This window comes from Marisediminitalea aggregata (genome assembly GCF_900129565.1).
In the GTDB taxonomy this organism is placed as follows: domain Bacteria; phylum Pseudomonadota; class Gammaproteobacteria; order Enterobacterales; family Alteromonadaceae; genus Alteromonas; species Alteromonas aggregata.
Map to the genome: position 1 here is coordinate 604,029 of NZ_FQWD01000001.1, position 25,034 is coordinate 629,062.

The following is a 25,034-nucleotide window of genomic DNA, read 5'->3' on the forward strand; positions in this document are numbered from 1 at the left end:
GTCTGCCAGCGTAAACAGGTGCATAATCGGCCGATTTTTTAAACAACTGGTTGTTACCATGCAATTTTCAAATGACCGCGTGTCAGTGTTTGCTTTACCCGTATGTGAATACGAAAATGTACTATCTGTCGAAGCTGGTACCCGATACAGAGATGCAGTATTACTAAATATTCCCGGTGGCGAAGCCTGGGTATTTGACTATGGCGTCATCGTGTTTTGGGGTGTCGACGAAGACGAAAGGCTGTCTTTACTTCATCGCCTGAAAATCCAAAGCGACGTCATTGCCGGCGATCATCAGGAACATTTTCGTTTTTCCGTAGATGGCACCGAAATCAAGCTTCAAAAGGACCTGATAACACTGGGTATGGACGCTCCGCTGCAACGCTTAGCCGTAAGTCATGCTTTGGCACAGTCATTAAAGCTTAATGATTATGAGCAACGTGCGCAGGAAACCATTGTTGACTATGCTCACTTGCCGAAAGCGCTGGCATCAACCGGTAAGATAAACCTTAGCCGCAATGAAATTGCGAGTATTCGTGGTCATTTGTTCAGCACTAAAAGTGACATCTTCCTACACTATGGGCTATTGGATACACCAGAGTTTTTCTGGGAATACCCAGAGTATGAGTCGGCTTACAATGCAACCGCGAAATATTTGGATATCCGCCCTCGCGTTGAGCTCTTGTCGAACAAGCTGAATGTTATTCACGAATTGTTTGAAATGCTGGCTGACGAACTAAAGCATAAGCACTCTTCTTTTCTGGAGTGGATCATTATTATTCTGATCGCATTTGAAATTGTCATGTTCGGTGCCCAAGAACTGAAAGCACTGTTATTCTAGCCATATTCACTGAGGAGCCGGCAATGCTGGCTCCTGTGCATATAAAATTACAAAAGAAACTAGTAAACCTGCGGCATACTTTATAGACTGCGGGCTTTGCTAATACGTTTCGAGTGCACAGCAGTAAACTACAAAGAGCCCATCAGAGGTTTTGCTGCGCGACAGAACACTCGAAGAAGAAATATAAGGGTTCTTAACATGTCTCAAAATAAAGTTGGTTTAGTAGGTTGGCGCGGAATGGTAGGCTCTGTCCTGATGCAGCGCATGCAGGAAGAGAGTGATTTTTCTCTGATTGAGCCAACTTTTTTCACCACGTCACAAACCGGTAGTGCCGCACCAGATTTCGCAGGCAAAGACTGCGGATTACTTCAGGACGCCTTCGACATTGAAGCATTAGGTACTCAGGACATTATTATTACCTGCCAGGGCGGTGACTATACCAAAGACGTCTATCCTAAGCTGCGTGAAGCGGGCTGGAACGGCTACTGGATTGACGCGGCCTCTGCTCTGCGCATGAAAGACGATGCGGTTATTGTTCTTGACCCTGTGAACCGTGCCGAGATTGATAAAGGCATTGCCTCTGGTGTCAAAACCTATGTCGGTGGTAACTGTACAGTGTCATTGATGCTTATGGCGCTGGGCGGGTTATTCGAAAAAGACCTGGTTGAATGGGCTACGCCGATGACTTATCAGGCTGCATCCGGCTCAGGTGCTAAGCACATGCGTGAACTGTTAACGCAAATGGGCGCGGTGTACGGCAACGTAAAAGACATGGTCGACGACCCGTCGACAGCTATCTTAGATATTGACCGTCAGGTAGCGGAATATATTCGCTCAGACGATTATCCGAAGGAACAGTTTGGTGTACCACTCGCTGGTAGCCTTATTCCGTACATCGACACACAGCTTCCTTCAGGCCAAAGCCGCGAAGAATGGAAGGCTGAAGCCGAAGCCAACAAAATTCTGGGAACCACTGAAGCGCCAGTCCCTGTTGACGGTATTTGCGTGCGTGTAGGCGCCATGCGCTGTCACAGCCAAGCTATCACACTGAAATTGAAGAAAGATTTACCTGTTTCAGAAATCGAAGCCATTCTGGCCGAGCACAACGACTGGGTAAAAGTGATTCCTAACGATCGCGATGTAACCATGGCAGAACTAACACCTGCCAAGGTTACCGGTACCCTGTCTATTCCAGTAGGACGCATTCGCAAGCTAACTATGGGCCCAGAGTACATCTCAGCCTTCACCGTAGGTGATCAGTTGTTGTGGGGCGCGGCAGAGCCACTGCGCAGAATGCTTCGCATTATACTCGGCGAGTAAACGACAAAGGCGCTAATTAGCGCCTTTTCTTTTGGACACCCACCTTTTTCAAGACACCCACACAATTGTGTGGGTGTCTTGTTTTAGAGAGTATTCATTCAATCAATTTGAATTCGATAGGAGGCAACAACATACTAGTTGATAAAAAGGAGACGACGATGGAATTGGAATTACCACCAGAGCCAGAAAAACCACTGAATAGCGATTGCTGTGGCGGCGGTTCCTGCTGCCCGTGTGTATGGGATGTTTATTACGAAAAATACCGCGAATGGCAAGATGCTTGTCATAAATTGAAAGAATCGCAAAAAGCGGAAAATGATTCCAAAGACAGTTAACTCGCGTTGTTAGTCGAAGAACGCTGTTGGCATTCTGCAGTGCTATACAACAGTTAGGCGCCTATTTGCGATCTCAACACTCACTTTTGCACCAAACCGCTTTTCTATTTCAAAACTCATGCATTGCCAACTCTCGACATTGACGTCGAACCCACTGAGTTGAGAGTGAAGCTCACTAAAACCATTGTTTCCCGATCGTCGCTTTGCTTCGAGTGTACTTTTGATCAGTTCAATATAATCTGAGAACGTGATATTCAGCGTATTCTCTTGTCTATTCAGATTTGATTGGCTGAACGGCATAAGTGGCTTTAGGGGTTTACCTTGGCGAGATAGCAGAATACGCTTTTTGAGACTCGTAAAATCAGCACTTGCAGGGCTACTAGCTATACCGGCCCGCACCGGATTTAAGTCAACGTAGGCCATACATGCGAATAACGCTGCTTCATCCAACAGCGCTTGAGACTTAAACCGTCCTTCCCAGAAGCGACCGGTGCAATCATCTTCCTGGTTTGCTTTTCTTGCAATGAATTCGTTAAGTAGCCTCATAAACCAACTCACGTCGCAAAGCCGTTTACGATAAACCTTTGCCATTCGGGACACGGTGTCCAATTCAGCATCGCTAAGCGAATTACGCTCTTTGTTATTGAGATATTTTTGGCAACAAATCATACCCTTATGCAATCTGTGCCAGCGTACTAACACTTCTTCATCAGTCCAGGACGACGCTTGCTTTTCATTGATATGCAGCACTACATGAGTATGGTTGTGCATCACCGCATAAGCACAGATATCAACGGCAAAAACCTGACCTAACAGCAACAACCGGTTTTCTACCCATTTTCGTCGATGCTCATAGGAGCGGCCCGTTAGTTTATCTTTGCCGCACAAATACGCACGACGAACACAGCGAGAGATACAGTGGTAAAACGGTGTGTCCGAAAGGCAGACCAGGTGCTTTCTTGGTTGTGGCATAGCTATTCCTCCCTTATTGATTTCATTGTGGATGAAAACAACATGGCGGTCTGCTGTACGTTGGAATAGCAGTGAGTGTCTTTAAATCAGTGCTTTGGGAAGATATGATATTACAGAGCACGAAAACATTTTTAGATCTGAAATTATTCTTAATCTAATATGGCCTGGCGGCATATTGTTCAATATATAGAAAAGGAATTAAACAGTGGTTGGTGGTTTTTTTGTTGTTATCATTATAATTATCAACATTGTTTTAGGAATAAGAGCTTTTATATTTGCATCTGAACTTAAAGCTGTAATTTCGGCCAACTCCTCATCAATGACAATATTATACGCTATCCAAAATGAAATATTTACTTCATCAAAAAACTCGTTATTACCTCTAAAATCTAAAAAAGCGAATGAATATTATAATCGTGCAAAGAATTCATTAAGGATAATGTATCTCGCCACTATAGCTTGCATATTATTCAATTACCCAGGGAGTTAACAGTCCCTCTTAGTTAGGGAAAGTGCAAATTTGACCTGCAACTTAGATACGTGAGCGGATTTTTTTCATAGTCGTCACCTGCATTAATCATTGCAGAAAACTCCAATGAAGTCTGTCGCAGTTTTGGGGGAAGCGGACAACAATGCTCATACCTGTGGTCAATTTATTCTGGCTGCGGCTCTCGAAACCTACAAATCGAGTATTGTGTAAGCAATGGTATGGACTGAACAAATGGCGTGACAATGATACATACTGAGCAGAAGCATAATATTGATGGAAGATCTTCTACAGGAGACTTTTGGATCCATCTCATCAGAGATGATCCTAACTTCCAAACCATGCTCTCAGGAATTTTATCAGCGCGAACGACTAGAACACCGGCACGCATTACTGTTACGGATGAATCTGATAGCCAAATTGATACCTTTATTGAATTATCTTACGCTATGACTACCAGCTGAATTACTCAGTTATACTAACTCAGCCCAAATCCTCTATGTCGTATAGGGCTCCACTTTATTCATCAATAAAAACGTTACGTGTTGCACATTCTGCAATACAATCAAACTACATCTCGTAGCTTTCTAGTATGAAACTTTATTACTCTCCCGCATTAAAAAGGGCCCGGAGGCCCTGCATCATTCGACGGTAACGGATTTGGCCAGATTCCTTGGCTGATCGACGTCGGTGCCTTTAATCAATGCCACATAATAAGACAGTAGCTGCAGCGGGATGGTGTAGATAATCGGCGCAATAGGGGCATCACAATGGGGCACATTAATAACCCGCATTGTGTCGTCGCTGGCAAATGCGGTGTCTTTATCTGCAAACACATACATTATGCCTCCCCGGGCACGCACTTCTTCCACGTTTGATTTGAGTTTTTCCAGCAATTCGTTGTTAGGCGCAACCACAATTACCGGCATTTCTTCGTCAATTAACGCCAACGGACCATGCTTCAGCTCACCAGACGCATAGGCTTCTGCGTGAATATAGGATATCTCTTTGAGCTTTAAAGCCCCTTCCATAGCAATTGGATACTGATCACCACGCCCTAAGAACAGAGAATGGTGCTTATCGGCAAACTCTTCCGCCAGATCTTCAATACCTTGAGTAATAGTGAGTGTCTCTTCCAGTTTGGCTGGCAAACTGTGCAATGCCTGAACGATGGCATTTTCGTCACTTGCGCTCATACTGTTGTATTTGCCTAACGCCAGTGTCAGCATCAGGAAAGCAGTTAACTGTGTGGTAAAGGCTTTGGTTGATGCAACGCCAATTTCAGCACCAGCGCGCGTCATGAACGACAAGTCTGATTCACGAACCAGCGACGAGCCGGGGACATTACAAATTGTCAGACTCGCCATGTAGCCCAACTCTTTTGCCAAACGCAGCGCCGCCAGTGTATCCGCGGTTTCTCCCGATTGAGAAATAGTGACTAACAGGCTGTTTTCATGCACCACTGACTTGCGATAGCGGAATTCTGAAGCGATCTCGACATTACACGATACGTTCGCATATTGCTCAAGCCAGTAACGCGCGGTCATTCCCGCGTGATAGCTGGTTCCACAAGCTATTATTTGCACATGTTTTACTTTTTCAAACAGGGCATCCGCACCACTTCCAAACACATCAGCAACAAGGCCTTTTTCATCCAAACGATGCTGCAATGCATTGCGCACAACAGTGGGTTGCTCATGAATTTCTTTAAGCATGTAGTGGCGGTAACCACCTTTGTCACCAGCGTCGTGCTCAATGTTTGATTCGATGACTTCACGTTCAACTTCATTGCCCTGTTTGTCAAAAATTGTCACGCTACGTCGGGTAATTTCAGCCACATCGCCTTCTTCCAGGAAGATGAATCGACGAGTCACAGGTAATAACGCCATTTGGTCAGACGCAATGAAGTTTTCACCCAATCCCAAACCAATCACCAATGGGCTCCCAGAACGCGCAACTACAACGCGAGATGGGTCTTGCTTGTCCATAATAACGGTGCCATAAGCGCCGTGGAATTGCGTCACAGCTTGTTGCACCGCTTCCAGCAAAGAGCCAGCGGTTTTCATGGCTTCATTCACCGTATGCGCAATGGTCTCGGTGTCTGTGTCGCTGGTGAAGCGATAGCCTTTCGCAGACAGGTTTTCACGCAACGTCTGATAATTTTCGATAATGCCATTGTGAACCACGGCGATGCGTTCATCTGACACATGAGGGTGAGCATTCGCTTCCGTTACGCCCCCATGTGTTGCCCAGCGGGTATGAGCGATACCTGTAGAGCCTAGCGCCTCGTCCTCGCCGATAGCGTCTACCAATTCCTGCACTTTACCGGTACGACGTACGCGCGTCAGCGAGCCGTCTGACTGCAGCAAAGCCACACCAGCGGAATCATACCCCCGGTATTCAAGTCGCTTCAGTCCTTCTAACAGGATTTCAACTACATTACGTTCGGCTACTGCCCCCACAATCCCGCACATATCTATTCTCCGTTGGGTGAGGCGGTCAGCACCGTCACACCATATTCTGACAATTGCTTTTCTGCTTCTTCAGAAAGGCCGGTATCGGTTACCAAAACAGCGACTTGCTGCCAGGCTAATTCTACATTTGGCATTTTGTTTCTTAACTTAGCGGATTCTGCCACAACAATCACCTTCGATGCCGCATTTGCCATTGCCTGGCTAAGCTGCGTCATTTCATTGTAAGTTGTTGTACCTCGTGCAATATCCAACCCTGCGGCTCCAACGAATGCCAGATCAAAGTTGTAGGCTTGCACCATAGTGCCGGCCATCTTCCCCTGAAACGACTGCGAACGCGGGTCCCAGGTTCCGCCGGTCATAAGCACGGTTGGCTCATTTTTAAACGCCACCAGCTGGTTCGCCACTGACAGGGCGTTTGTCATCACGACGAGGTTTTTCGGCTGGTTTAAGTGCTCGACCATCGTAGCCGTAGTGCTACCACTATCGATGATCACTTTCTGGTTATCTCCAATCAGACTAGCGGCCAACTTGCCAATTGCAGCTTTAATCGGTGAGTGCGTGTCTTGTTGAGTACCTTTTGAGATTATAGAAACAGCAGGGTAAGGCGCTGCACCGCCGTGCTGGCGAACGATTTGGCCTTCGGAGTCTAACACTGACAAGTCTTTGCGAATTGTGACAGAAGACGTCTCGAACAGCTGCGCCAATGCCTCAACCGCGGTCAAGCCGTGCTGATTTACATGTTCAACGATCCCTTGCCGTCGTGCCTGCGTGTTTCGTTTAGCCAAGAAAGAAACTTATTATTTACGAAATGAAAGATTAATTTACCTTAATTATTTCGAATCGCAAGATTTATTTGGCTATTTTGTGTGCATCCAATTCATTTTGGATTAAATCGATGAGGTAAAGAATTTTGCTGTTAGACAGCTGACGATAATCAAAATAGGGGCATACCACCAGGTTCAGCCGCTTATTAATCGCAAACTCCGGCGTTATCCAATACAAACTTTCAGCAATGTGCATTTGCTGCGCATACGTGCGGCCCGTAATGATATTCAAGGCATTTTCGTCGAAGCTTTTAGGCTCATCGAAGATTAACGCAGTGTTGGAGTTCGCCTGCAAAAGGTGGGTGTCTCGAAATGCTTGCCATCGGTCGCCGTGTTTGAACTGCCATTGCTCAGGCATGGCGTAAAGTAATTTTGCATAAACATTAAATACTTTGCGCCAGCCGTTGCCGCATGCGTTACCGATTGCCGCTATATCACCGGTTATTAAAGGCACAACACCAGTGGCAACGCGTGGAAGACTAAATGCCGGTCGATTTGCAATGTATACGCGCAACCGGGCACCGCTGTCTCCCAGGCCTTGAATTTCAGTAGATCGTAAGTCAGTCATCTGAGACGCATATACGTATTAAACAACTGGCACCGTGCACTGCTTCTGAGACGATTTAATTGCCAGTTCGATAAGTCGAATGACCGGCACGACCGTCTCAGCATCAGCCGGTAGAGGAGAACCAAGGCGAATAGCATCGGCCAACTGTTGATAAAAACCCATGTAGTCGCCGGATTGCGTATTGATTAATCGGCTGTCTGATTCCGTAAAAAGTGTGCCTACTTGTGTGTCTGGTGTTTTCGCCCATTTAGGGTCATCAAAATTCAGACCGGCCTTCAACTGGTCTTCCTGCGGATCCAGAGCATGCTTTCTGTAGCTTCCTTTATCGCCATGCAAAGCAAATCTTAGCGTAGCACCTGCTTCAAAAGGGGTTGAGCCAAGCTGGGCAAAATGGGTGCCGTAGAACAGGGTGATCTCAAACGCATCATTGGCTTCACCGCCGTCACGCTGAGTAAGAATATGCGCATTAACGGCATTCGGCATACCCCAAAGCTGAATGCATTGATCAATAAGGTGAGGTCCAAGATCCCAGAAAATACCCGCGCCGGGGCCCTCTTGTTCGCGCCAGCGCTGCCTTGGGTGTGGGCGGAAACGGTCAAAACGGCTCTCAAACCGCTTCACTTTGCCAATAGCTTGCTCAGCAATAAGCTGTTTGATTGTAAGGTAATCGCCATCAAAACGACGATTATGGAACACACACAGTTGTTTACCGACCTGCTTGGCCAACGCCACCAGGCTTTCACCTTCTTCGCTGTCTAAGGTAAAGGGCTTTTCTACTAATACGTGACAACCGGCTTCCAGTGCCGCTTTTGTTTGTGGCGCATGCAGATGATTTGGCGTGGTGATCACAACCAAATCAAAACGGGACGCTGCCAGAGCTTGCTCCAGCGATGCAAAAACAGCGCTTTCGGGTAGTTGGTCATGCACTTTTGCAGGATCAGATGACACCACTGCATTGATTTCAAAATCAGCTAAATGCGTAAGAAAAGGGACGTGAAAGGTTTTGGCTGCATAGCCAAAACCCACCACGAGCGTTGAAATTGTCATAAACTCTGCGTTTCCGTGTTACTAAGGTGGGTGTCTTGTATATTTAGTCGTGGTTTAATTTCGACAATCTATCGGCCTACGATTTTTTGACCGGTCGCTTCCAGCCACTGATATTGCGCTGCTTGCTGCGCGCAACCGCCAGGCTATTGTCGGGTACATCAGTCGTTACGATAGAACCAGCCGCCACTGTCGCGCCTGCGCCAATTTGAACAGGCGCCACCAAGGCTGAATTGGAACCGATAAACGCATTTTCTCCGATTAAGGTCTTATACTTATTCACGCCATCGTAATTACAGGTGATGGTGCCAGCACCAATGTTGCTGTTTGCGCCAATGGTTGCATCGCCCAGGTAAGTCAGGTGATTGGCTTTTGCGCCCTCGCCCAGCGTCGCCTTCTTCATTTCCACAAAGTTGCCAACTTTTGACTTTCGTTCCATCACAGCGCCCGGACGTAACCTAGCGTAGGGGCCAACCGAACATTCAGCGCCAACGTTTGCGTTTTCGATAATGCTATTGGCTTCAATTACCGCGCCCGATGCGACCTCGCAGTCAATTAGCATGCAGTTTGGACCAATAACAACATTGTCACCCAATGTCACTTTGCCAGAGAACACACAGTTAATGTCGATAAACACGTCCTGCCCTGTTGTCAGCTCACCACGCACATCTATGCGGGCTGGATCGGCAAGTGTTGCGCCAGACGTCATCAGCGCTTCCGCCTGCCAGCTCTGCAGCGTGCGCTCCAATCTGGCCAATTGCACCCGATTGTTCACACCCTCTACTTCCATAGGGGAGTCTGGATGCGCAGATTGAATACGCTTACCTTCTGCCGCAGCCATGGCAATGACGTCGGTTAGATAGAACTCGCCCTGGGCATTATCGTTAGTTAACGCGGCCAACCAGCGCTTCAAATCCTTGCCGCCCATTACCATCATGCCGGTATTAATTTCGGTAATTGCGCGCTGGGCTTCAGTGGCATCTTTATGCTCTACGATCGCGACAATATTGTCGTTCTCGCGAATAATTCGGCCCATCCCTGTTGGGTCATCCAAATGCACAGTAAGCAGGGCAAGGTCACATTCCGATTTCACAGCAATCAGACGTTCCAGAGTTTGCGCCTGGATGAGCGGCGCATCGCCAACTAAAATCATGACATCTTCATCATCGGCAATATAGTCAACCGCTTGCATTACCGCGTGCCCGGTTCCCAATTGTTCCTGCTGAAGGCACCAATTGATCTGTCTACCTTCAACGTTGGCCTTGAGTTGCTCCGCACCGTGACCGTAAACCAGATGAACCGCAGTCGCATCTAATGATTCAACCGTATTGATGATGCGTTGCACCATAGGCACACCACCGACCGGATGTAATACTTTCGGCAACGAAGACTTCATTCTTGTGCCTTTACCGGCTGCCAATACCACTACTGAAAATGCCATATTGAATCCTTTTCGCAATTGATGCGCGATAGTGTAACCAACTCATGACAGCAAGTCAGTGCCTCCTTCACATTTCTTGGACACCCACCTTTTTTGGGACACCCACTCTTTCTCGAAATTACAGTTCAATTTCATGACAAATTTGATGAAAAGAATCGGTGAGCTGAACTGTGTGGGTGTCCTGAAAAAGGTGGGTGTCCCAAATTTAGTGGATGTCCAGCTTTGATGTCTCCAGCTTTGATGTCATTATTCTGCGACAGTGGCGCATCTTTTGTTCAGCGGGTATCATAGGCACATTGGAAACGTCGGTAAGTATTTTGGCGTTTTCCCATGCAGTAAACCTCACAGCTTCAAGGAGTGAACATAAGCCAGTGAACGCATTCAGGACATTACATCGAAGCATATTGCTGTTGTTCGCCGTGGTTGTCATCGCGATTGTCACGCTGGTGCATTTTAGCATCTCGAAAATTGTTGCCGAGCAAAGCCGGGCACAACAACAGTCATTGTCTCCCGCGATATCGTTAATCGTTTCGCAAATACTGAAACCATTGCATGTGTCTGAGGCACTCGGCAAATCCCGAGAGCTGGTGACATTAATGGAAAAAAACCAATTAGACGAAGCAGAGATCTTTTCCGCGCTGGAGAGGATGGAGCAGGAATTCGGCCTCACCTTTTTTATTGCTTCCGAAGAAGCCCGGGTGCAGTACAACTCAGATGGTAGCAAACTCGATTTAATAGAAGGTGAAGTATCCTGGTACTTCAAATACCGGGACTCCGAGGCTGACGCTATTGCCGATATTGGTAAATGGGAAGACACCCATTTCTACATCGACATTAAAATTTACGATGACGCAGGCAAATTTCTCGGCTTCTTTGGCGTAGGAAAAAGCCTGAAGAGCTTTGTGTCAGTATTCGAAACCTACAAACGTCAGTACGGCTATGACTTCCTGTTTGTAGACGGCAAAGGCGACATCATGTTGTCTTCCGATGCGTCGCTCATTGCAGCCAATGCCGACTTCACGAACTTGTCTGAATTACCCTGGTACGCCAGCTTGCCCGACAAGGTGATCGCCGAAAACGCGCTTAACAATCAGTTGATTACCATTAATGGCAACGACCACCTCATTGCCGAGGTTGCCTTGCCCCAGTTTGGCTGGACAGTGTATTTGTTAAGCCCACTGGATGCGCGTCAAGCGGAAATATCACAAGGCTTTATCTTTAGTGTGGTTACGCTGCTGGTTATTATTTTTGCGCTGTTCTTGTTGATCTACAATTTGTTGTATTACTTCCGCCGCGACATGCAACCGGAACTGATCATCAGAAACACGCATCGTTTACCAGACCGAACACAGTTGGAAGAGTCATACGGTGAACTGACCAATAAGCACTCCTCACTGAGCATTATTCTTGTCGATATTGATGACTTTATGTCAATCAATGATCAATACGGACGCAATGCTGGTGACGATGTGCTGGATAAGGTATCCAACCTGATCGGCAGCCATTTGCGCGACAAAGACATACTGGGTCGCTGGAGCAGTGAAGAGTTTATTCTTTTACTGCCTGATATGGGGCCGCATGAGGCACATGACCTCGCGCAAACACTGCGCCATGGTATCGCAATCTTGCCGCCACCTGCTGAGCATCCGGATCTGCAACTCACAGCGAGCTTTGGTGTGTCATTTACCGCAACGAAACGTTCCATGAATGAAGTTACCGCTCACGCCGAAGACGCGCTTTATCAAGCCCGTCGTGATGGCCGAAACCTTGTGCGAGTGCAGTTAATCGACGCCTGATGCGGCGTCTTTTTCAGTGAACTGAAGATTGACCCATGGCCCAGCGATATCCCCGCTGGGCCACACCCGACGTCAAACTAATCCCCAACAGAATCAATCCACCCCCGCTAAAGTCCATCCAGCTAAGGCGTTCGCCTAAAAAGAAGAATCCCCACACAATACCGAACAAAGGCACTAAATACCCCACCATAATGGCCTTAGCTGGCCCGGCTATCGCTATCACGTAGAAATATAATAAATACGCTATACCAGTGCCACCGATCGCTAGCGCAAGCGCGTTTATCCAGGCCAAAGCGGACGGTAGTTCCGACGGAAAATCGACAAACAACAAGGGGCAAAGCAGCAACGACGCCCACGCCTGGCTTCCGCCAGCAACCACGACAGGCTTCACGCCCGCGAGGGATTTTTTCAGTAAACAGGCTCCAAACCCATAGCAACAGGTCGCACCTAACACGGCCAGAATCGGAATTAGGCTTATACTTGCTCCTACCGCTTTCTCGAAGCTGATCAGTACAACGCCTAAAAAGCCACATACCAACCCAACAAACCCTGAGGGCGAAAGGCGGTCGTTTAACCACAACATAGCTATCAAAGCGCCAAACATCGGGGCCGTGGCATTTAAAATAGCCAGTACCCCCGACTGCAAATGCAAACTGGCATAATTAAATAGAATAAAGGGCACACCAGTATTGATAAGCCCTAGCACCGCCATGGGGCGCCAATACGCTTTTAACATTGCTCGCGCAGACTGGCTGACTAAAAACGGTAGGAATACCAGCGTCGCCAGCACAGTGCGCAATTCAACCAGAGTAAAAATACCAAATTCAGGCGCCGCTACGCGCATAAACATAAATGACGCGCCCCAAATCGCCCCCAATAGCAGTAATGCTGCCAGTGCTCGATTACTCATCGGTAAGGGATCCCCTCAAGGTCCAGCAACTTCTGTTTTCGCAACAAGCCACCTGCATAGCCGGTTAAGGTGCCATTTTTACCAATCACCCGATGGCAGGGCACGATGATACTTACAGGATTCCTGCCGTTTGCCATACCTACCGCGCGAGACGCCGTCGGCTGACCCAACGCGCTAGCTATTTGCCCGTAGTGCTGTGCGTGTCCGAATGGTATTGTGCAGAGTTGCTGCCACACTCGCTGCTGAAATGCGGTGCCGATTGCTGCCACGGGCACAGTAAAGGTAGTTAACTCTCTGGCAAAATAAGCGTTGAGCTCACGACAACACTGCTCTGTTAGTGCGGATGGGTTAGCCATGGCGTCAATTTCGTCAACGAACTTCACCACCGTCACGCCTGCTTCGTTTGCTTCAATCCAAATATGTCCTAACGGACTCGTTAGACTTTGTGAAAATATCATCTGCCGTTCACTCTGTTATTGTTCTGACGATGCCAGCAGCCACAGCTGCAAGGTGAGATAGCTTCGCCACGGCGCAGCTAACTCAGGTGTTACACCGAGTAATTCGGCTTGTCTGCGGGCAATCAGATCTCCGGCTAAAAACTGATCCGGCTCACTCATTCCGCGCAGTTGTATATATTGCAATGTCCAGGGGCCAACACCCCGTATAGCAAGAATTTGCTGGTCAGTGGGAGCCGACGGTGCACAATCTCTTATTAAACCAGCAAAATCACGCAGTGCCTGCTTGCGTGCACCTGGCATTTTAAGCATGGTCAGCTCACTGTTGGCAACGGCATCTGGTGACGGAAAATAGCGCAGGTCTTCGCGGGTATTCCCCAATGCATCAACGAGGTAATGCAATTGTGTGATAGCCGCCTTAATACTGACCTGCTGCCCTACAATAGCGCGGCAGCCTGCCTCAAAGATATTCCAGACACCCGGTAAGCGGATACCAGGTACCAACTGGGACGGTGAAAGTCCGGCCGCCAGCAATGCCTCCTCGACCCATTGCGGGTTTGTGTCCATGTCCAGCACTCGGCGCAATGTCACCAGGGCTGGCTGTATTTGATTGGGATCAGACACCTGCATGGTAACGTCAAACCCGTTTGCTGCTTTATTAAAGTGAGCACTTACACTCAAGGGGCCATATTCATCTTGAACGTGTCTGGTGTAACTGCTGGTTTCTATCAGTTCAACAGGTTTTACCGCACGCACCGCCAGAAAGTCACGGACTTGTGGCCAGTTGTAGGGCGCATTCACAGGTAGAAACAGCGTAATCTGAGACGACGTTATTGCACCATTTCGGCCACGAAGCTGACTTGGACTTAGCTTACACCAGCGCTGCATGTTGTCCTGCAACCGCCTGGCAGACTGAAAACCACACGCCACGGCCACCTCTGCGACCGGCAACGCCGTTTGCTGAAGCAAGCGTTTGGCTTGTAACAGCCGGCTGTGCAGTTGATAGCGTTTTGGCGGCATGCCCACCGCTTCCTGGATCAGTTGGTTAAGATACCGTTCGGAAATTCCCATACGTTCAGCAATGCTGGCTATAGAACAAGACAGTTCGCTGGCTAATAATTGCAATGCCCGTTTAGTGGTCGTTTCTACCCCATGCCAGGCGCAGGAGCCCGGTGCGCTGTCGGGACGGCATCGTAGACAAGGCCGAAACCCTTGCTCCAAAGCCTGCTGTGCAAAATGGAAATACCTGACATTCTGTTCTGCCGGCAACCGCGCCGGGCATATTGGTCGACAAAAAATCCCCGTCGACAGCACGGCAACGTAAAAGCGTCCGTCAAAGCGCGCATCTCGCGACAGCCGGGCGGTAGCGTACTGCTGTTGTAGGGCTGACGATATCATGGCGTGACCCGTTGGTTAAAAATACCCGGCTATAGTAACGACTTTTTTGGGTAAGGATGCGATGAAATCCGCACTCAATTAAAAACTTGCGGTAAACGAACTTTACGTCTCGAGTTGATCACTTTTAGCCGTGACCGCATAATATGGTCGTTCTTATCCGCATAACAAGCACGTGCGTGCGTTACTAATTACCGGAGTGTTGTTTGTATTTTCGTTTGTCGCGTTGCGTAAACCGGGCGTTTGCGCTGTTTTTTGCTGTCAGTATGCTGACCTCGCAATATGCGCTGGGCGAAGAACAGTGGTTTGCCGATTATGCAAAGCACGTCAAACAAGAAGCCAGAAAATACCGCGTGCCGGGCTATGCCATGGTGTACTACCAGCAAGGTAAAGCACCGGTAATCGAAGTGTATGGCAACACGCACAAAGGCGGCGATGCCGTGACGCCTGACACCGTATTTCGTTTAGCCTCGGTTTCAAAAACCTTTACCGCCGTACTGATGGCTAAGCTGGTAAGGCAGCATCAGCTAGACTGGTCCACACCTGTCGCCTCGCTGAGCACTACCCTGCAATCCCAGGGCACCATGAACCCGAACCTTACACTGGGCCACATTGTCGGTCAGTCAAGCGGCTACATGCCAAATGCCTACGACAATCTGATAGAAGCCAACTACCCGCTGAAACGGGTCCTGAATCAGCTTGCCGGACTGAAACCACTGTGCGAACCGGGCGAGTGTTACACTTATCAGAATGCCCTGTTTGGTGTGATTGAAGAGTACTTTGTTGGCAACAATACGTCGTATCATCGCCAGTTGAGAGAGCAGATTTTATATCCCCTGGGTATGGAAACCGCCAGTGCCGGAAAGGGCGGCCTTTTGGCGTCTGAACAGTGGGCCAGACCCCATATTGCCATTGCGCGAAACCGCTGGCGAGAAGGACATGTCGAGAGTAACTACTACCGATTCAGCCCGGCAGCAGGGGTGAACGCCAGTATTAATGACATGACACGTTGGCTCCAGGCAATGCTGTTGGAATTCCCCACCGTTGTGCCTGAAGATGTCATTGCCGACGTGACTACGCCAAGAGTAAAAACCACGCGTGAAGTCTACCGACGCGGCTGGCGCGACAAGTTAACCGATGCCCATTATGGATTTGGCTGGCGTATTTATGACTATGCAGGTGAAACGCTGAACTATCATGGTGGCTGGGTGAAAGGGTATCGCGCAGACGTGTCGTTTTCGCCTAAGTATCGCGCGGGTTATGTCATGCTAATGAACGCGGAATCCAACCTCATTAACACCACAACAGCTGACTTCTGGCGAACCTATTTTCAGGAAGCGAAACGCCAGCAACAGCAAACAACCAGCGTGGGAAATTAACGGGAAGCGGGCTCGTCGCCCACTCCCCCAGTAACCACTTACTTGGTCTTCAGGTAAGTGTATCCGCTCAAGCAGTTCTCGTAAAAGTCTGTCCAGCGAACGCCTTCGCGAGGCTTGATGTTGCCTGCTGATACTTGCTTGTCAATCAGGCGCTTCACGTCAGAAGCCATCGCTTTAGGATTGTATTGCATGATAGACAACACGTCTTCCACCGAAGAGCCTTTAACAACTTCTTCAATGTAGAAGTCTTCCGGATCGTCGTCGTAACTAAAGATATGTACCTCGTTCAAACGACCAAACAGGTTGTGCATGTCGCCCATCACGTCCTGATATGCGCCGGTTAAGAACAACCCAATGTAATAAGGCTCGTCCTTCTTCAGCTTGTGCATAGGCAGAATGTCGGTAATTTCACGTCCCACTGTAAACTGATCGATTTTGCCGTCACTGTCGCAGGTAATATCCACCAGCGCACAGTTTACTTCCGGTCTTTCGTTCATGCGTGTAATCGGCACCACAGGCAATAACTGGTCAATAGCCCAGGTATCAGCTGCCGACTGGAATACCGAGAAGTTACACAGGTACTGCGACGACAAGCTGTAATCCAGCTCCTGTAACTCTTCCGGCACATACTCTGCGTTCGCATAATAGGTCTGCAAACGCGAGATAATCTGCCAGTACAGGGTTTCTATTTTGGCCAGCTCTTCCAGCGACAAGACACGCAGTTTAAAGGCATCCAGTGCCTGTTCTTTATATTGCGATGCGTCGTTATACACTTCCTGCATATTGGTTTGCTGATCAAAGCTCTCAGCCATTTCACGCATGTTGCTCACGAAGATATGCTCACCTTCGTTTTCGCTGGTGTCGACTTCCGAGCTGTTAGAGCGGATTTCACCCACAATCTGGGTGATTACGCAGCTGTGGTGTGCGGTAATAGCACGGCCACTTTCGCTTACCAGATTAGGGTGCGGTACACCTTCTAAATCACACACTTCTTTCATGCCATAAACAACGTCTGACACGTATTCCTGCATGGTATAGTTACGCGACGATTCACTGGTAGACGCCGTCCCGTCGTAATCGATGCCCAGGCCACCACCCACATCAACGAAGTCCAGCGGGAAACCCATTTTATGCAGTTCAGCATAAATGCGGGCACCTTCAGAAATAGCCTCTTTAACAGAACGAATGTCAGTTAGCTGGCTGCCAATATGGAAGTGAAGCAGTTTCAGGCAATGGGCCATACCTTCGTCTTTCAGATACCGCGCCGTGTTGATGATCTCAGAAATCGTAAGACCAAATTTGGCGCGTTCGCCACCTGAACTTTCCCATTTACCACGGCCTTTCACGGTCATTTTGGCGCGTACACCAATGATGGGCTCTATTTGCAATTCTTTGGCAATACGCACCAGCAACAGGAGTTCAGAGTACTTTTCAACTACCACTACCATGCGGCGACCCAGCTTGCGACCTAATAACGCCAGGCGCATAAACTCTTCGTCTTTATAGCCGTTGAGCACGGTGAGTGAGTCTTCGTTGGTGTTCATAGCCAACACAGTCAGCAGTTCTGCTTTAGAACCGGCTTCCAGCCCGTAATTAAAGGGCTCACCTGCATCAACGATCTCTTCTACCACTTCGCGCATCTGGTTTACTTTAACCGGATACACGCCGTTGTATTCAGCCTGATATTCCGCTTCGGCAATGGTGTTTTTAAAAATAGTATTCAGGTTAGCAACCTGAGAACGCAGTACGTCGTGGAAACGCACTACCACAGGTAACTGCACACCTTCTTGCAGAATTTCATCGATTACCGCTTTAAAATCGATGCGCACGGACGGGTCCGAAGGATTCGGCACCACGTGCACATTACCGTTGTCACCGATCTTAAAATAACCACCGCCCCAGCGCGATACGCCGTAGATGCGTTCAGCTTCTTCGATCGACCAGTCTGACGAGAGTCCAACCATGATGTACCTTATATAAATCGCCTGTCCGCAGGGCAAAAAATGCGTACAGAATATTGCTTAAAAATTGTCGCGTATTATAACGACCTTTACTTGCAGTGCTATGACAATTTCACTGTTTTTCAATACGAAAAAAAGCCCGTTATCGATTCACTTTTGCAAATAAACCGAAAGTCATTGACTATTTTTTACCCGCCACCGTAACATGGATCAAACGATAAGTCTTTGAATCTGGCATAGAAGTCGGTACACAGGCAATGCAGAACGTTAGTTGACCGACAAGGAGTACGACAATGCAGCGGATAATTGGTGAGTTCACCGTAGAACTGACTCCTCAGCAAGATGAAAAAGCCATGGGCCGCATGTTACTTAGCAAAGCCTATAGCGGCGACCTAAGTGGAAATAGTTTTGGCCAAATGTTGAGTGTGCGAACGGATGAACCTGGCTCTGCTGGCTATGTAGCCATGGAGACAGTGACCGGCTCATTGGCCGGCAAAAACGGGACGTTCTCTCTGCAGCACTCGGGTATTATGAGCCGCGGCGAACAACAGCTGACGATTGTAGTAGTGCCTGACTCCGCTACCGGCGAATTAACGGGATTGTATGGCAATATGCAAATTCAGAATGTCGACGGAAAACACTTCTACGACTTCGAATACGCCTTTGCAAAGTAGCCGTGCTTGCCGCTAGTCCAGCGGCACATAGTCAATATCAAAACCGAAAGCTCGCGGCGACACTACTTTCAGCGCAGCCTCTGTGCGATAAAAAGCCGGACAGCCCACCGCCAGTACGCCTACACGTTGGCCAAACTTCAAACGTTCTGCGTTAATGGGTTCAGACGTATCATAATCCACTACCACAATTAAATCCGGCACACTCGCCAGTACTTTATCGTTTTGCGTCGCCAGCAGATACTCATTCTTAATGGCTATATTTAATGGCGCGTGGATATTATCGAAGTCTTCTATGATCGCAGAACCAACATCATATCCCCCAGTAATACGCGTAGATTTGTCGACCACTTTACCGGTGAAAAGCAACTCACAACGCCCGTACACGGAACCGCTGAACAGTGCCTGTAATGGTTCTACGATCTGCTCTACCGGTCCTCGTTTTTCCATTAACAAGCGACCAAGTTGTATGGCAAAACTCAGTGAGCCTGGAATAATCGCTTGTTTTATAAACGCGCCTGTCATTGGGTGTTCAGCTGCCGTGATCATACCTCCGGCTGACATCGCAAACGCGCGAATATGGCGTTCATAAGTAGCCGTGTCTGATGTGTTAAACGAAGCAGTATTTCCAGCGTAATCCCTTGCCACTGCGGGCGTGGGCTTTGCGCCTGCAATTGCATACGTCATCATTTGGGCTTCTGGCAGCGCTCTTCCCATGCCATCCCCATCAACAACCGGTAAACCTCTCCCGGCAGCAGCCATAATGGGCAACAGCGAATTCCCACCCCCTACTTCAAACGAAGCAACCACATCAACCGCTTTTTGAGTGTGTGTCTCAAATGCAGTGAGTGTCTCACTTGCTTCATCAATGGAAGGCAAAAGTTCGAGGCTGACAGTGGGTGCTCCGACGGCGCCTAAAGCCACAATATTGGCGTCATCGTCAAGATCATCGACCTGAATGAGCCTGACCGGCCCAAATGTCTCTAGCGCCTGCTTTGTAAGCAGCATGGGTAAATACGGATCGCCACCGCCGCCGGTGGCTAAAAATACAGAGCCCAGACTCAGTGCATCCATGTCTTCGACCCCGATTGTATTCAGTATCATGCGGTCACCTCCCGACTCCCTGATAGCGCATTTAACTCACCGACCACTTTTACCCTTACTCTCGTGACTTCTCCGTCCATATACGGCACTTCAGTTTCCTCAATGTCCAGGATCCGAATAGAGTCAGGACAGGCTCCAGCATTACACGCGTGTTTTATAGCCAGTGACTTCACTTGCTCCAGGGCAGGCTCCCGGCCGAGGCTGCGATACGACATCAAGCTTTCTGCTTCACCACCTACTTGCGCAATGGCAGCACCAATGGCATTGGCAACACCCGCATACTCAGGTCGCACTGTCTCAGACGCTGACGCTAAATCTCCATTCACCAGTATTGCTCCTCCTCCCACTAAAATAACGGGTACGGGCTTGGCATTGGGTTTCATCATATCGATATTACGGTCCAGCAGGGCTTTCATTGTATTTAATGCCTGCTGAACCAATGAATCAGGCAGCGCCAGTGAGTGAGCGTGCGGCCCAATAGCAACAAAACCTGCAGCCACTGCAATATCGGTGGTTGTTAAGGTGTTACCACCAAAGACTCTGGCTTCAGTGACCAGCTTATGACCGCATGACTGGGGGCCAATTTGCTTGCCGTCCGCAGAAACAATACTCCCTCCGCCCAAACCTACAGCGCGAACATCAGGCATGCGGAAGTTGGTGCGAACACCGCCAATATCCACTACCTGCCCGGACTCACGGGGAAAACCGTTCTGCAGTACACCGATGTCAGATGTAGTACCGCCAATGTCCACCACCAGCGCATTCTCAATGCCTGTTAATTTGTAAGCGCCGCGCAATGAATTCGTTGGCCCGGAAGCAAAAGTCAGTGCAGGAAATCGCTTCACAAAATCCGTATTCATCAATGTGCCGTCGTTCTGGCTTATGAACATCGGGCACCGTAATCCCAGCTTTTGCAGTGCTTGTTGAAAGGCAGAAACAACCCGATCGGCAAAGGGCAATAGTGCTGCATTCAGGATGGCTGCATTTTCACGCTCCAACAGGCCAAGACTGCCCATCTCATGTGACAACGTAACGCGAACATGAGGCAGAGCCTTCTGCAACCTGGCCTTCATCATCTTTTCAGGCGTAGCGTCCATGGTCGAGAAGGCTGACGAAATCGCCACGCACTGAATTTGTCGCTGCTGAATATCTGCAATAACCTTATCGAGTTCCTCAAGCTTCACCTTGGCGAGAGTGTTACCGTCATAAAGAAAACCACCGTGGCAGGTATAGACATGGCGCCCAACAGCATCAGCAATATCACCAGGCCAGCCAGTTAACGGCGGACAGCCCTTTCCACTAGGTAGCGCAAGTCTGATGGCAGCCACCGGGCACAGTTCTCTGCGTTCTACCACAGCATTGGTAAATTGCGTGGTGCCAATCATAACGGCATCAATACCGTGGCTGTCTTCCAACCCACTGTCTTCGAGCAATTTTTTGATAGCATTTACGATGCCCGACGTCACATCCGCTGTAGTCAGTGTTTTATTTGACGACAACACCGTTGACGCATCTAACAACACGGCATCAGTATGTGTGCCGCCGACATCAATACCTATACGCATTAGTTGTTCTCCAGAATAGCGGTGCCGGTTGGTTTAATAACGCTACCCACCCAATACAATAGGGTGGCCAGTAACAATGCATCTATAGCCGTAATTTCCGTAATGCCGGGCAATGCATAAAACAAACTCATATTCGCGTAGCTTGCGCCCGCTACCCAGGCCACTACTGCCGGCAGATTCAGGTTAACCACGCGAGCACCTGCGCTGTAAGCTTGTGACCTGATTCTATGGACATCCAACGCAACGATGCCGGCCACCGGAATAAACAACGCCGTAAGAATGGATAAAAACGTGATGAAGTGGTCAAGAATATTGAAGAAGGCGGCGAGCATCCCTAAGCAACCCAATACCACTGAAATAACATTCGCACTCACAGCTGGTAAATTAACGCTTACTGCGAGTTGAGCACTATAAATATTGAGGGAGTTAAGCACCCAACTGCCTGCAATAACAATAAGCAATGCCCAACTACCCAGCCCCATCGCCATAATGATGTTAAGAATATCCCGGGAACCGAATGCCACGGCAGCATAAGCTGCAATGAGCAGCACCGCCGACTGGGCAATAAAATAAGACCAAAAAGCGGTATATACTCCACCACGGCGTTGGCGGGAAAATCGCGTGATGTCAGGGAGTATAATGGCGCCGATGATAATCACGCCCACTATCATATTTACACCGTCGCTTATGGTGTGAGAGATGTGCGAATGACTTTCCGTTAGCGCTGAAACGGGGGTCATGCCAAGCGCCAGCCAGAGTAAACCTATACCAAACGCCACCATAACAGGCACCAGCCAGGTAGAAAGCCGGTTTATCATGGAAAACCCAAACAAGGTTGTTCCCACCATGGCTATACCAGCAATGGCCTCAATCACGGTAGCACTAACAGGGTCGGTGTTATCGCCCCCGATGACTTGCATAATCGAAGCTGAAAACAAGTCTAGATTTACCCCAAACCAACCCACTAATGACAAGGCAAACAACAAATTCAGCATCGCTGCTCCGCGCTTACCAAAAGCGCGCTGAACTAACATGTAAGAATTTTTACCGGTGGCCGCCCCAATATCCCCCATTAGCCCGCCAATAAGCGTAAGCAGCACCGCGCCTATGCCCATAGCAATAAATGCATGCTGCCAGCTCAGCGCACCAAAGAGCTCAATTCCGGTAACAAAGGTGGGAATGGAAAAGCTGACCATTGCCGACACGGAAGCCACTCGGGGCCAATTCACTTTTTGTTCTGGTTGCACTGACTGTGTATCAGTATCGTAAGGAGGCTCCACGCACATTCCTGCTGTGATGACTAGTTGTTACCAGTGTAAGGAAAGTGCATCAAAATTTCTTCGCGAAGTCAGTAGCATTGCAAAAACTCGCTTTTTCAGTACAGTCGTCAGACAAAAGAATGTTTTGCAAAGGGCAATTGTGGCTAAGCGTATTATTAAACTCGACGAATACAACAAGAAGATTCTCGCTATCGTCCATAAGGAAGCCGATCTGTCGAACCAGGAGTTAGCTGAACGGGTGGGGCTGTCTCCCAGCGCCTGCTTTCAACGTAAAAAGGCATTAAGAGAAGCAGGTTATTTCTTTAATTTTCATTGCGAAATGGACCTGGACAGGATCTGTGAGCACGTGCTGGCCTATGTGGAATTTTACCTCCATAGCAATACCATGCCCTATAAATCCGCGTTTGAATCAGCGATTCAGGGCATCCCTGAATTCATGGATTGCTTACGAATTAGCGGTGACATGGATTATATATCCTTCACCTGCTTCCCCAACCTAACCGCATTAAAGGATGCCTGCGATACATTAAGTGCCAATGACTCACTCGGTATCAAGCGTATAGAAATCCGTCCGATTCTGGAGCGAACGAAATGGTATTTGGGCTATCCGCTGGAAAAGCTTAAGTGGCTGGAAGACTAGCCCACTGGCATAGCAACGCGAATCCTTCTACACTCAAAAAATAACAATAACGACACAATCACTATGTCTATTAACACTGCGACCAATCCGGCAACAGGGTACATAGCTATTGATCAGGGCACCACGTCCTCGCGGGCTATCCTGTTTGATGTACACTTCGCAATCATTCACATTGCGCAACAGCCCTTTGACCAACATTACCCCAAAAACGGCTGGGTTGAGCACGACCCGGAAGCCATTTGGCAAACCGTACAAGCCGTTACGCAGGAGGCATTAAGCGCCGCGCACTCTAAGGGAATGCAAGTGAAGCACATCGGTATCGTTAACCAGCGCGAAACTACGCTGGTCTGGCACCGTGAAACCGGCAAATGTGTTTACCCGGCCATTGTATGGCAAGACCGGCGCACTCGGGATATCTGCAAAGGTCTGAAACCGCACGAGCAGATGGTTCAGTCAAAAACCGGGCTGCGGCTAGACCCGTATTTCTCGGCCACCAAAATCAGCTGGATCCTCGATAACCTGCCAGGCGCGAGAGAGCAGGCCGAGCAAGGCGAGTTGCTCTTTGGCACCGTTGACAGCTTTTTGATTTGGCGGTTAACAGAAGGGCGAGTGCATGCTACCGACGTCACCAACGCGAGCCGTACCTGCTTGTTTAATATCAACACCACAAACTGGGATCCTGCACTGCTGTCTTTGTTTAATGTCCCCGCTTCCATGTTACCTACCGTAAAAGACTGTGCGGATGACTTTGGTATCACCACACATTTTGACGCCCCTCTTCACATCAGCGGTGTAGCGGGCGATCAACAGGCTGCGCTAATAGGTCAGGGCTGTGTACAGCCTGGTAACGTAAAAGCTACCTATGGCACAGGCTGCTTTGCCCTGGTAAATACGGGTACACAGTGTGATATTAATCAGCATAACCTGCTCACAACACTGGCTTACCGCATTAAAGGACAGACCCACTACGCCGTTGAAGGGTCGATTTTTATTGCCGGTGCAGCAGTGCAGTGGTTGCGAGACGGCATTCAGTTGATCACACACGCCGCCGACTCTGAACAGATTGCCAGTGATGTTGACGATGAACATGGACTGGTTGTGGTGCCCGCTTTTACCGGACTTGGCGCACCTTATTGGGAGCCCTCTGCCCGGGGCGCTATTTTTGGCATTAGCCGGGCCACAACGGCGGCACACATTGTAAGAGCGACACTGGAGTCAGTGTGTTATCAAACTAACGATCTGCTAGAGGCTATGAGCAGCGGCGATATTCGTCCCAGTGTATTAAAAGTGGATGGCGGCATGGTGGCCAACTCCTGGTTTTGCCAACACCTGGCGAACACCCTGAGCACACAGGTTGTGCGGCCGGTTGTAATGGAAACAACCGCACTGGGCGCTGCGCTGTTGGCGGCTATACAAGCCGGGCAATTAAGCGGACTGGATGCAATTCAAAATGCGAACCCTACCGAGTGCACGTTTAACCCCGAAGGTAACGATGAACAACGTCAGCAACGATTGGCACAATGGAAGCAGGCTGTATCCGCCACGTTACTGATGGCACAACACGCATAAAAA

General features: G+C 48.9%; 21 protein-coding genes. 8 read left to right on the forward strand and 13 right to left on the reverse strand.

The genetic code is table 11. From position 1 onward, the window contains the following. Window positions 1-58 precede the first annotated feature (58 nt). From BUB81_RS02525 to BUB81_RS02535, 3 genes are all read left to right on the forward strand, one after another. A complete protein-coding gene (locus BUB81_RS02525; protein ID WP_073317692.1) occupies window positions 59-841 on the forward strand; it encodes an RMD1 family protein in 783 nt (260 codons plus the stop codon). A 198-nt stretch (window positions 842-1,039) separates the two neighbouring features. Further along, window positions 1,040-2,161, forward strand: a complete 1,122-nt coding sequence (gene asd, locus BUB81_RS02530; protein WP_073317695.1) for an aspartate-semialdehyde dehydrogenase — start codon at window positions 1,040-1,042, stop codon at window positions 2,159-2,161. A 158-nt stretch (window positions 2,162-2,319) separates the two neighbouring features. Continuing rightward, a complete protein-coding gene (locus BUB81_RS02535) occupies window positions 2,320-2,496 on the forward strand; it encodes an oxidoreductase-like domain-containing protein (RefSeq protein ID WP_073317698.1) in 177 nt (58 codons plus the stop codon). 42 nt (window positions 2,497-2,538) lie between these two features. On the opposite strand, the gene BUB81_RS02540 is transcribed toward BUB81_RS02535, so the two are convergent. The 6 genes from BUB81_RS02540 to glmU all read right to left on the reverse strand — a co-directional run bounded on the left by BUB81_RS02540 (window position 2,539) and on the right by glmU (window position 10,306). Then, entirely contained in the window at window positions 2,539-3,468 is a 930-nt protein-coding gene (locus BUB81_RS02540) for a transposase (RefSeq protein ID WP_073317701.1), read from the reverse strand. 1,128 nt (window positions 3,469-4,596) lie between these two features. Then, complete coding sequence (gene glmS / locus BUB81_RS02550; protein ID WP_073317707.1) at window positions 4,597-6,429, reverse strand: glutamine--fructose-6-phosphate transaminase (isomerizing); 1,833 nt, start codon at window positions 6,427-6,429, stop codon at window positions 4,597-4,599. Between the two features lie 2 nt (window positions 6,430-6,431). Beyond that, complete coding sequence (locus BUB81_RS02555; protein WP_073317710.1) at window positions 6,432-7,214, reverse strand: DeoR/GlpR family DNA-binding transcription regulator; 783 nt, start codon at window positions 7,212-7,214, stop codon at window positions 6,432-6,434. A gap of 64 nt (window positions 7,215-7,278) precedes the next feature. After that, a complete protein-coding gene (locus tag BUB81_RS02560; RefSeq protein WP_073317713.1) occupies window positions 7,279-7,821 on the reverse strand; it encodes a DUF6942 family protein in 543 nt (180 codons plus the stop codon). Window positions 7,822-7,839: 18 nt separating this feature from the next. After that, a complete protein-coding gene (locus BUB81_RS02565; RefSeq protein ID WP_073317716.1) occupies window positions 7,840-8,868 on the reverse strand; it encodes a Gfo/Idh/MocA family oxidoreductase in 1,029 nt (342 codons plus the stop codon). Window positions 8,869-8,944: 76 nt separating this feature from the next. Beyond that, on the reverse strand, window positions 8,945-10,306 hold the full coding sequence (gene glmU, locus BUB81_RS02570) for a bifunctional UDP-N-acetylglucosamine diphosphorylase/glucosamine-1-phosphate N-acetyltransferase GlmU (protein WP_073317719.1): 1,362 nt from the start codon (window positions 10,304-10,306) through the stop codon (window positions 8,945-8,947). 371 nt (window positions 10,307-10,677) lie between these two features. On the opposite strand from glmU, the gene BUB81_RS02575 reads away from it, so the two are divergent. Continuing rightward, window positions 10,678-12,102, forward strand: a complete 1,425-nt coding sequence (locus BUB81_RS02575; RefSeq protein WP_073318657.1) for a sensor domain-containing diguanylate cyclase — start codon at window positions 10,678-10,680, stop codon at window positions 12,100-12,102. 13 nt (window positions 12,103-12,115) lie between these two features. Here BUB81_RS02575 and BUB81_RS02580 read toward each other — a convergent pair whose 3' ends face one another. From BUB81_RS02580 to BUB81_RS02590, 3 genes are read right to left on the reverse strand one after another with little or no spacing between them, the layout of a single operon-like run. Continuing rightward, complete coding sequence (locus BUB81_RS02580; protein WP_073317721.1) at window positions 12,116-13,012, reverse strand: DMT family transporter; 897 nt, start codon at window positions 13,010-13,012, stop codon at window positions 12,116-12,118. Next, window positions 13,009-13,470: a methylated-DNA--[protein]-cysteine S-methyltransferase gene (locus BUB81_RS02585; RefSeq protein WP_073317724.1), complete on the reverse strand. Its 462-nt coding sequence runs from the start codon at window positions 13,468-13,470 to the stop codon at window positions 13,009-13,011. The genes BUB81_RS02580 and BUB81_RS02585 overlap by 4 nt, the downstream gene beginning before the upstream one ends. 15 nt (window positions 13,471-13,485) lie before the next feature. Beyond that, window positions 13,486-14,865, reverse strand: a complete 1,380-nt coding sequence (locus tag BUB81_RS02590) for a DNA-3-methyladenine glycosylase 2 family protein (protein WP_073317727.1) — start codon at window positions 14,863-14,865, stop codon at window positions 13,486-13,488. Between the two features lie 263 nt (window positions 14,866-15,128). Between BUB81_RS02590 and BUB81_RS02595 the strand changes: the two genes are divergently transcribed. Continuing rightward, window positions 15,129-16,241 carry a serine hydrolase domain-containing protein gene (locus BUB81_RS02595; protein ID WP_073318660.1) on the forward strand — a complete coding sequence of 371 codons (1,113 nt, stop codon included), beginning with the start codon at window positions 15,129-15,131 and terminating at the stop codon, window positions 16,239-16,241. 38 nt (window positions 16,242-16,279) lie between these two features. Here the strand turns inward: BUB81_RS02595 and speA are convergent, their stop codons facing one another. Continuing rightward, window positions 16,280-18,205, reverse strand: coding sequence for a biosynthetic arginine decarboxylase (speA, locus tag BUB81_RS02600; RefSeq protein ID WP_073317730.1), 1,926 nt, complete (start codon window positions 18,203-18,205; stop codon window positions 16,280-16,282). A 290-nt stretch (window positions 18,206-18,495) separates the two neighbouring features. Here speA and BUB81_RS02605 point away from each other — a divergent pair, with 290 nt between their 5' ends. Further along, entirely contained in the window at window positions 18,496-18,876 is a 381-nt protein-coding gene (locus tag BUB81_RS02605; RefSeq protein ID WP_073317733.1) for a DUF3224 domain-containing protein, read from the forward strand. 12 nt (window positions 18,877-18,888) lie between these two features. On the opposite strand, the gene BUB81_RS02610 is transcribed toward BUB81_RS02605, so the two are convergent. From BUB81_RS02610 to BUB81_RS02620, 3 genes are read right to left on the reverse strand one after another with little or no spacing between them, the layout of a single operon-like run. Continuing rightward, window positions 18,889-19,977: an S-methyl thiohydantoin desulfurase family protein gene (locus tag BUB81_RS02610; RefSeq protein ID WP_073317736.1), complete on the reverse strand. Its 1,089-nt coding sequence runs from the start codon at window positions 19,975-19,977 to the stop codon at window positions 18,889-18,891. Continuing rightward, window positions 19,974-21,542: a hydantoinase/oxoprolinase N-terminal domain-containing protein gene (locus BUB81_RS02615; protein WP_073317741.1), complete on the reverse strand. Its 1,569-nt coding sequence runs from the start codon at window positions 21,540-21,542 to the stop codon at window positions 19,974-19,976. The genes BUB81_RS02610 and BUB81_RS02615 overlap by 4 nt, the downstream gene beginning before the upstream one ends. Next, a complete protein-coding gene (locus BUB81_RS02620) occupies window positions 21,542-22,822 on the reverse strand; it encodes a purine-cytosine permease family protein (protein WP_175555756.1) in 1,281 nt (426 codons plus the stop codon). The genes BUB81_RS02615 and BUB81_RS02620 overlap by 1 nt, the downstream gene beginning before the upstream one ends. 139 nt (window positions 22,823-22,961) lie before the next feature. Here BUB81_RS02620 and BUB81_RS02625 point away from each other — a divergent pair, with 139 nt between their 5' ends. Both BUB81_RS02625 and glpK read left to right on the forward strand, forming a co-directional pair. Beyond that, complete coding sequence (locus BUB81_RS02625; protein WP_245819100.1) at window positions 22,962-23,462, forward strand: Lrp/AsnC family transcriptional regulator; 501 nt, start codon at window positions 22,962-22,964, stop codon at window positions 23,460-23,462. Between the two features lie 63 nt (window positions 23,463-23,525). Further along, window positions 23,526-25,031: a glycerol kinase GlpK gene (glpK, locus tag BUB81_RS02630; RefSeq protein WP_073317747.1), complete on the forward strand. Its 1,506-nt coding sequence runs from the start codon at window positions 23,526-23,528 to the stop codon at window positions 25,029-25,031. Window positions 25,032-25,034: the final 3 nt, after the last annotated feature.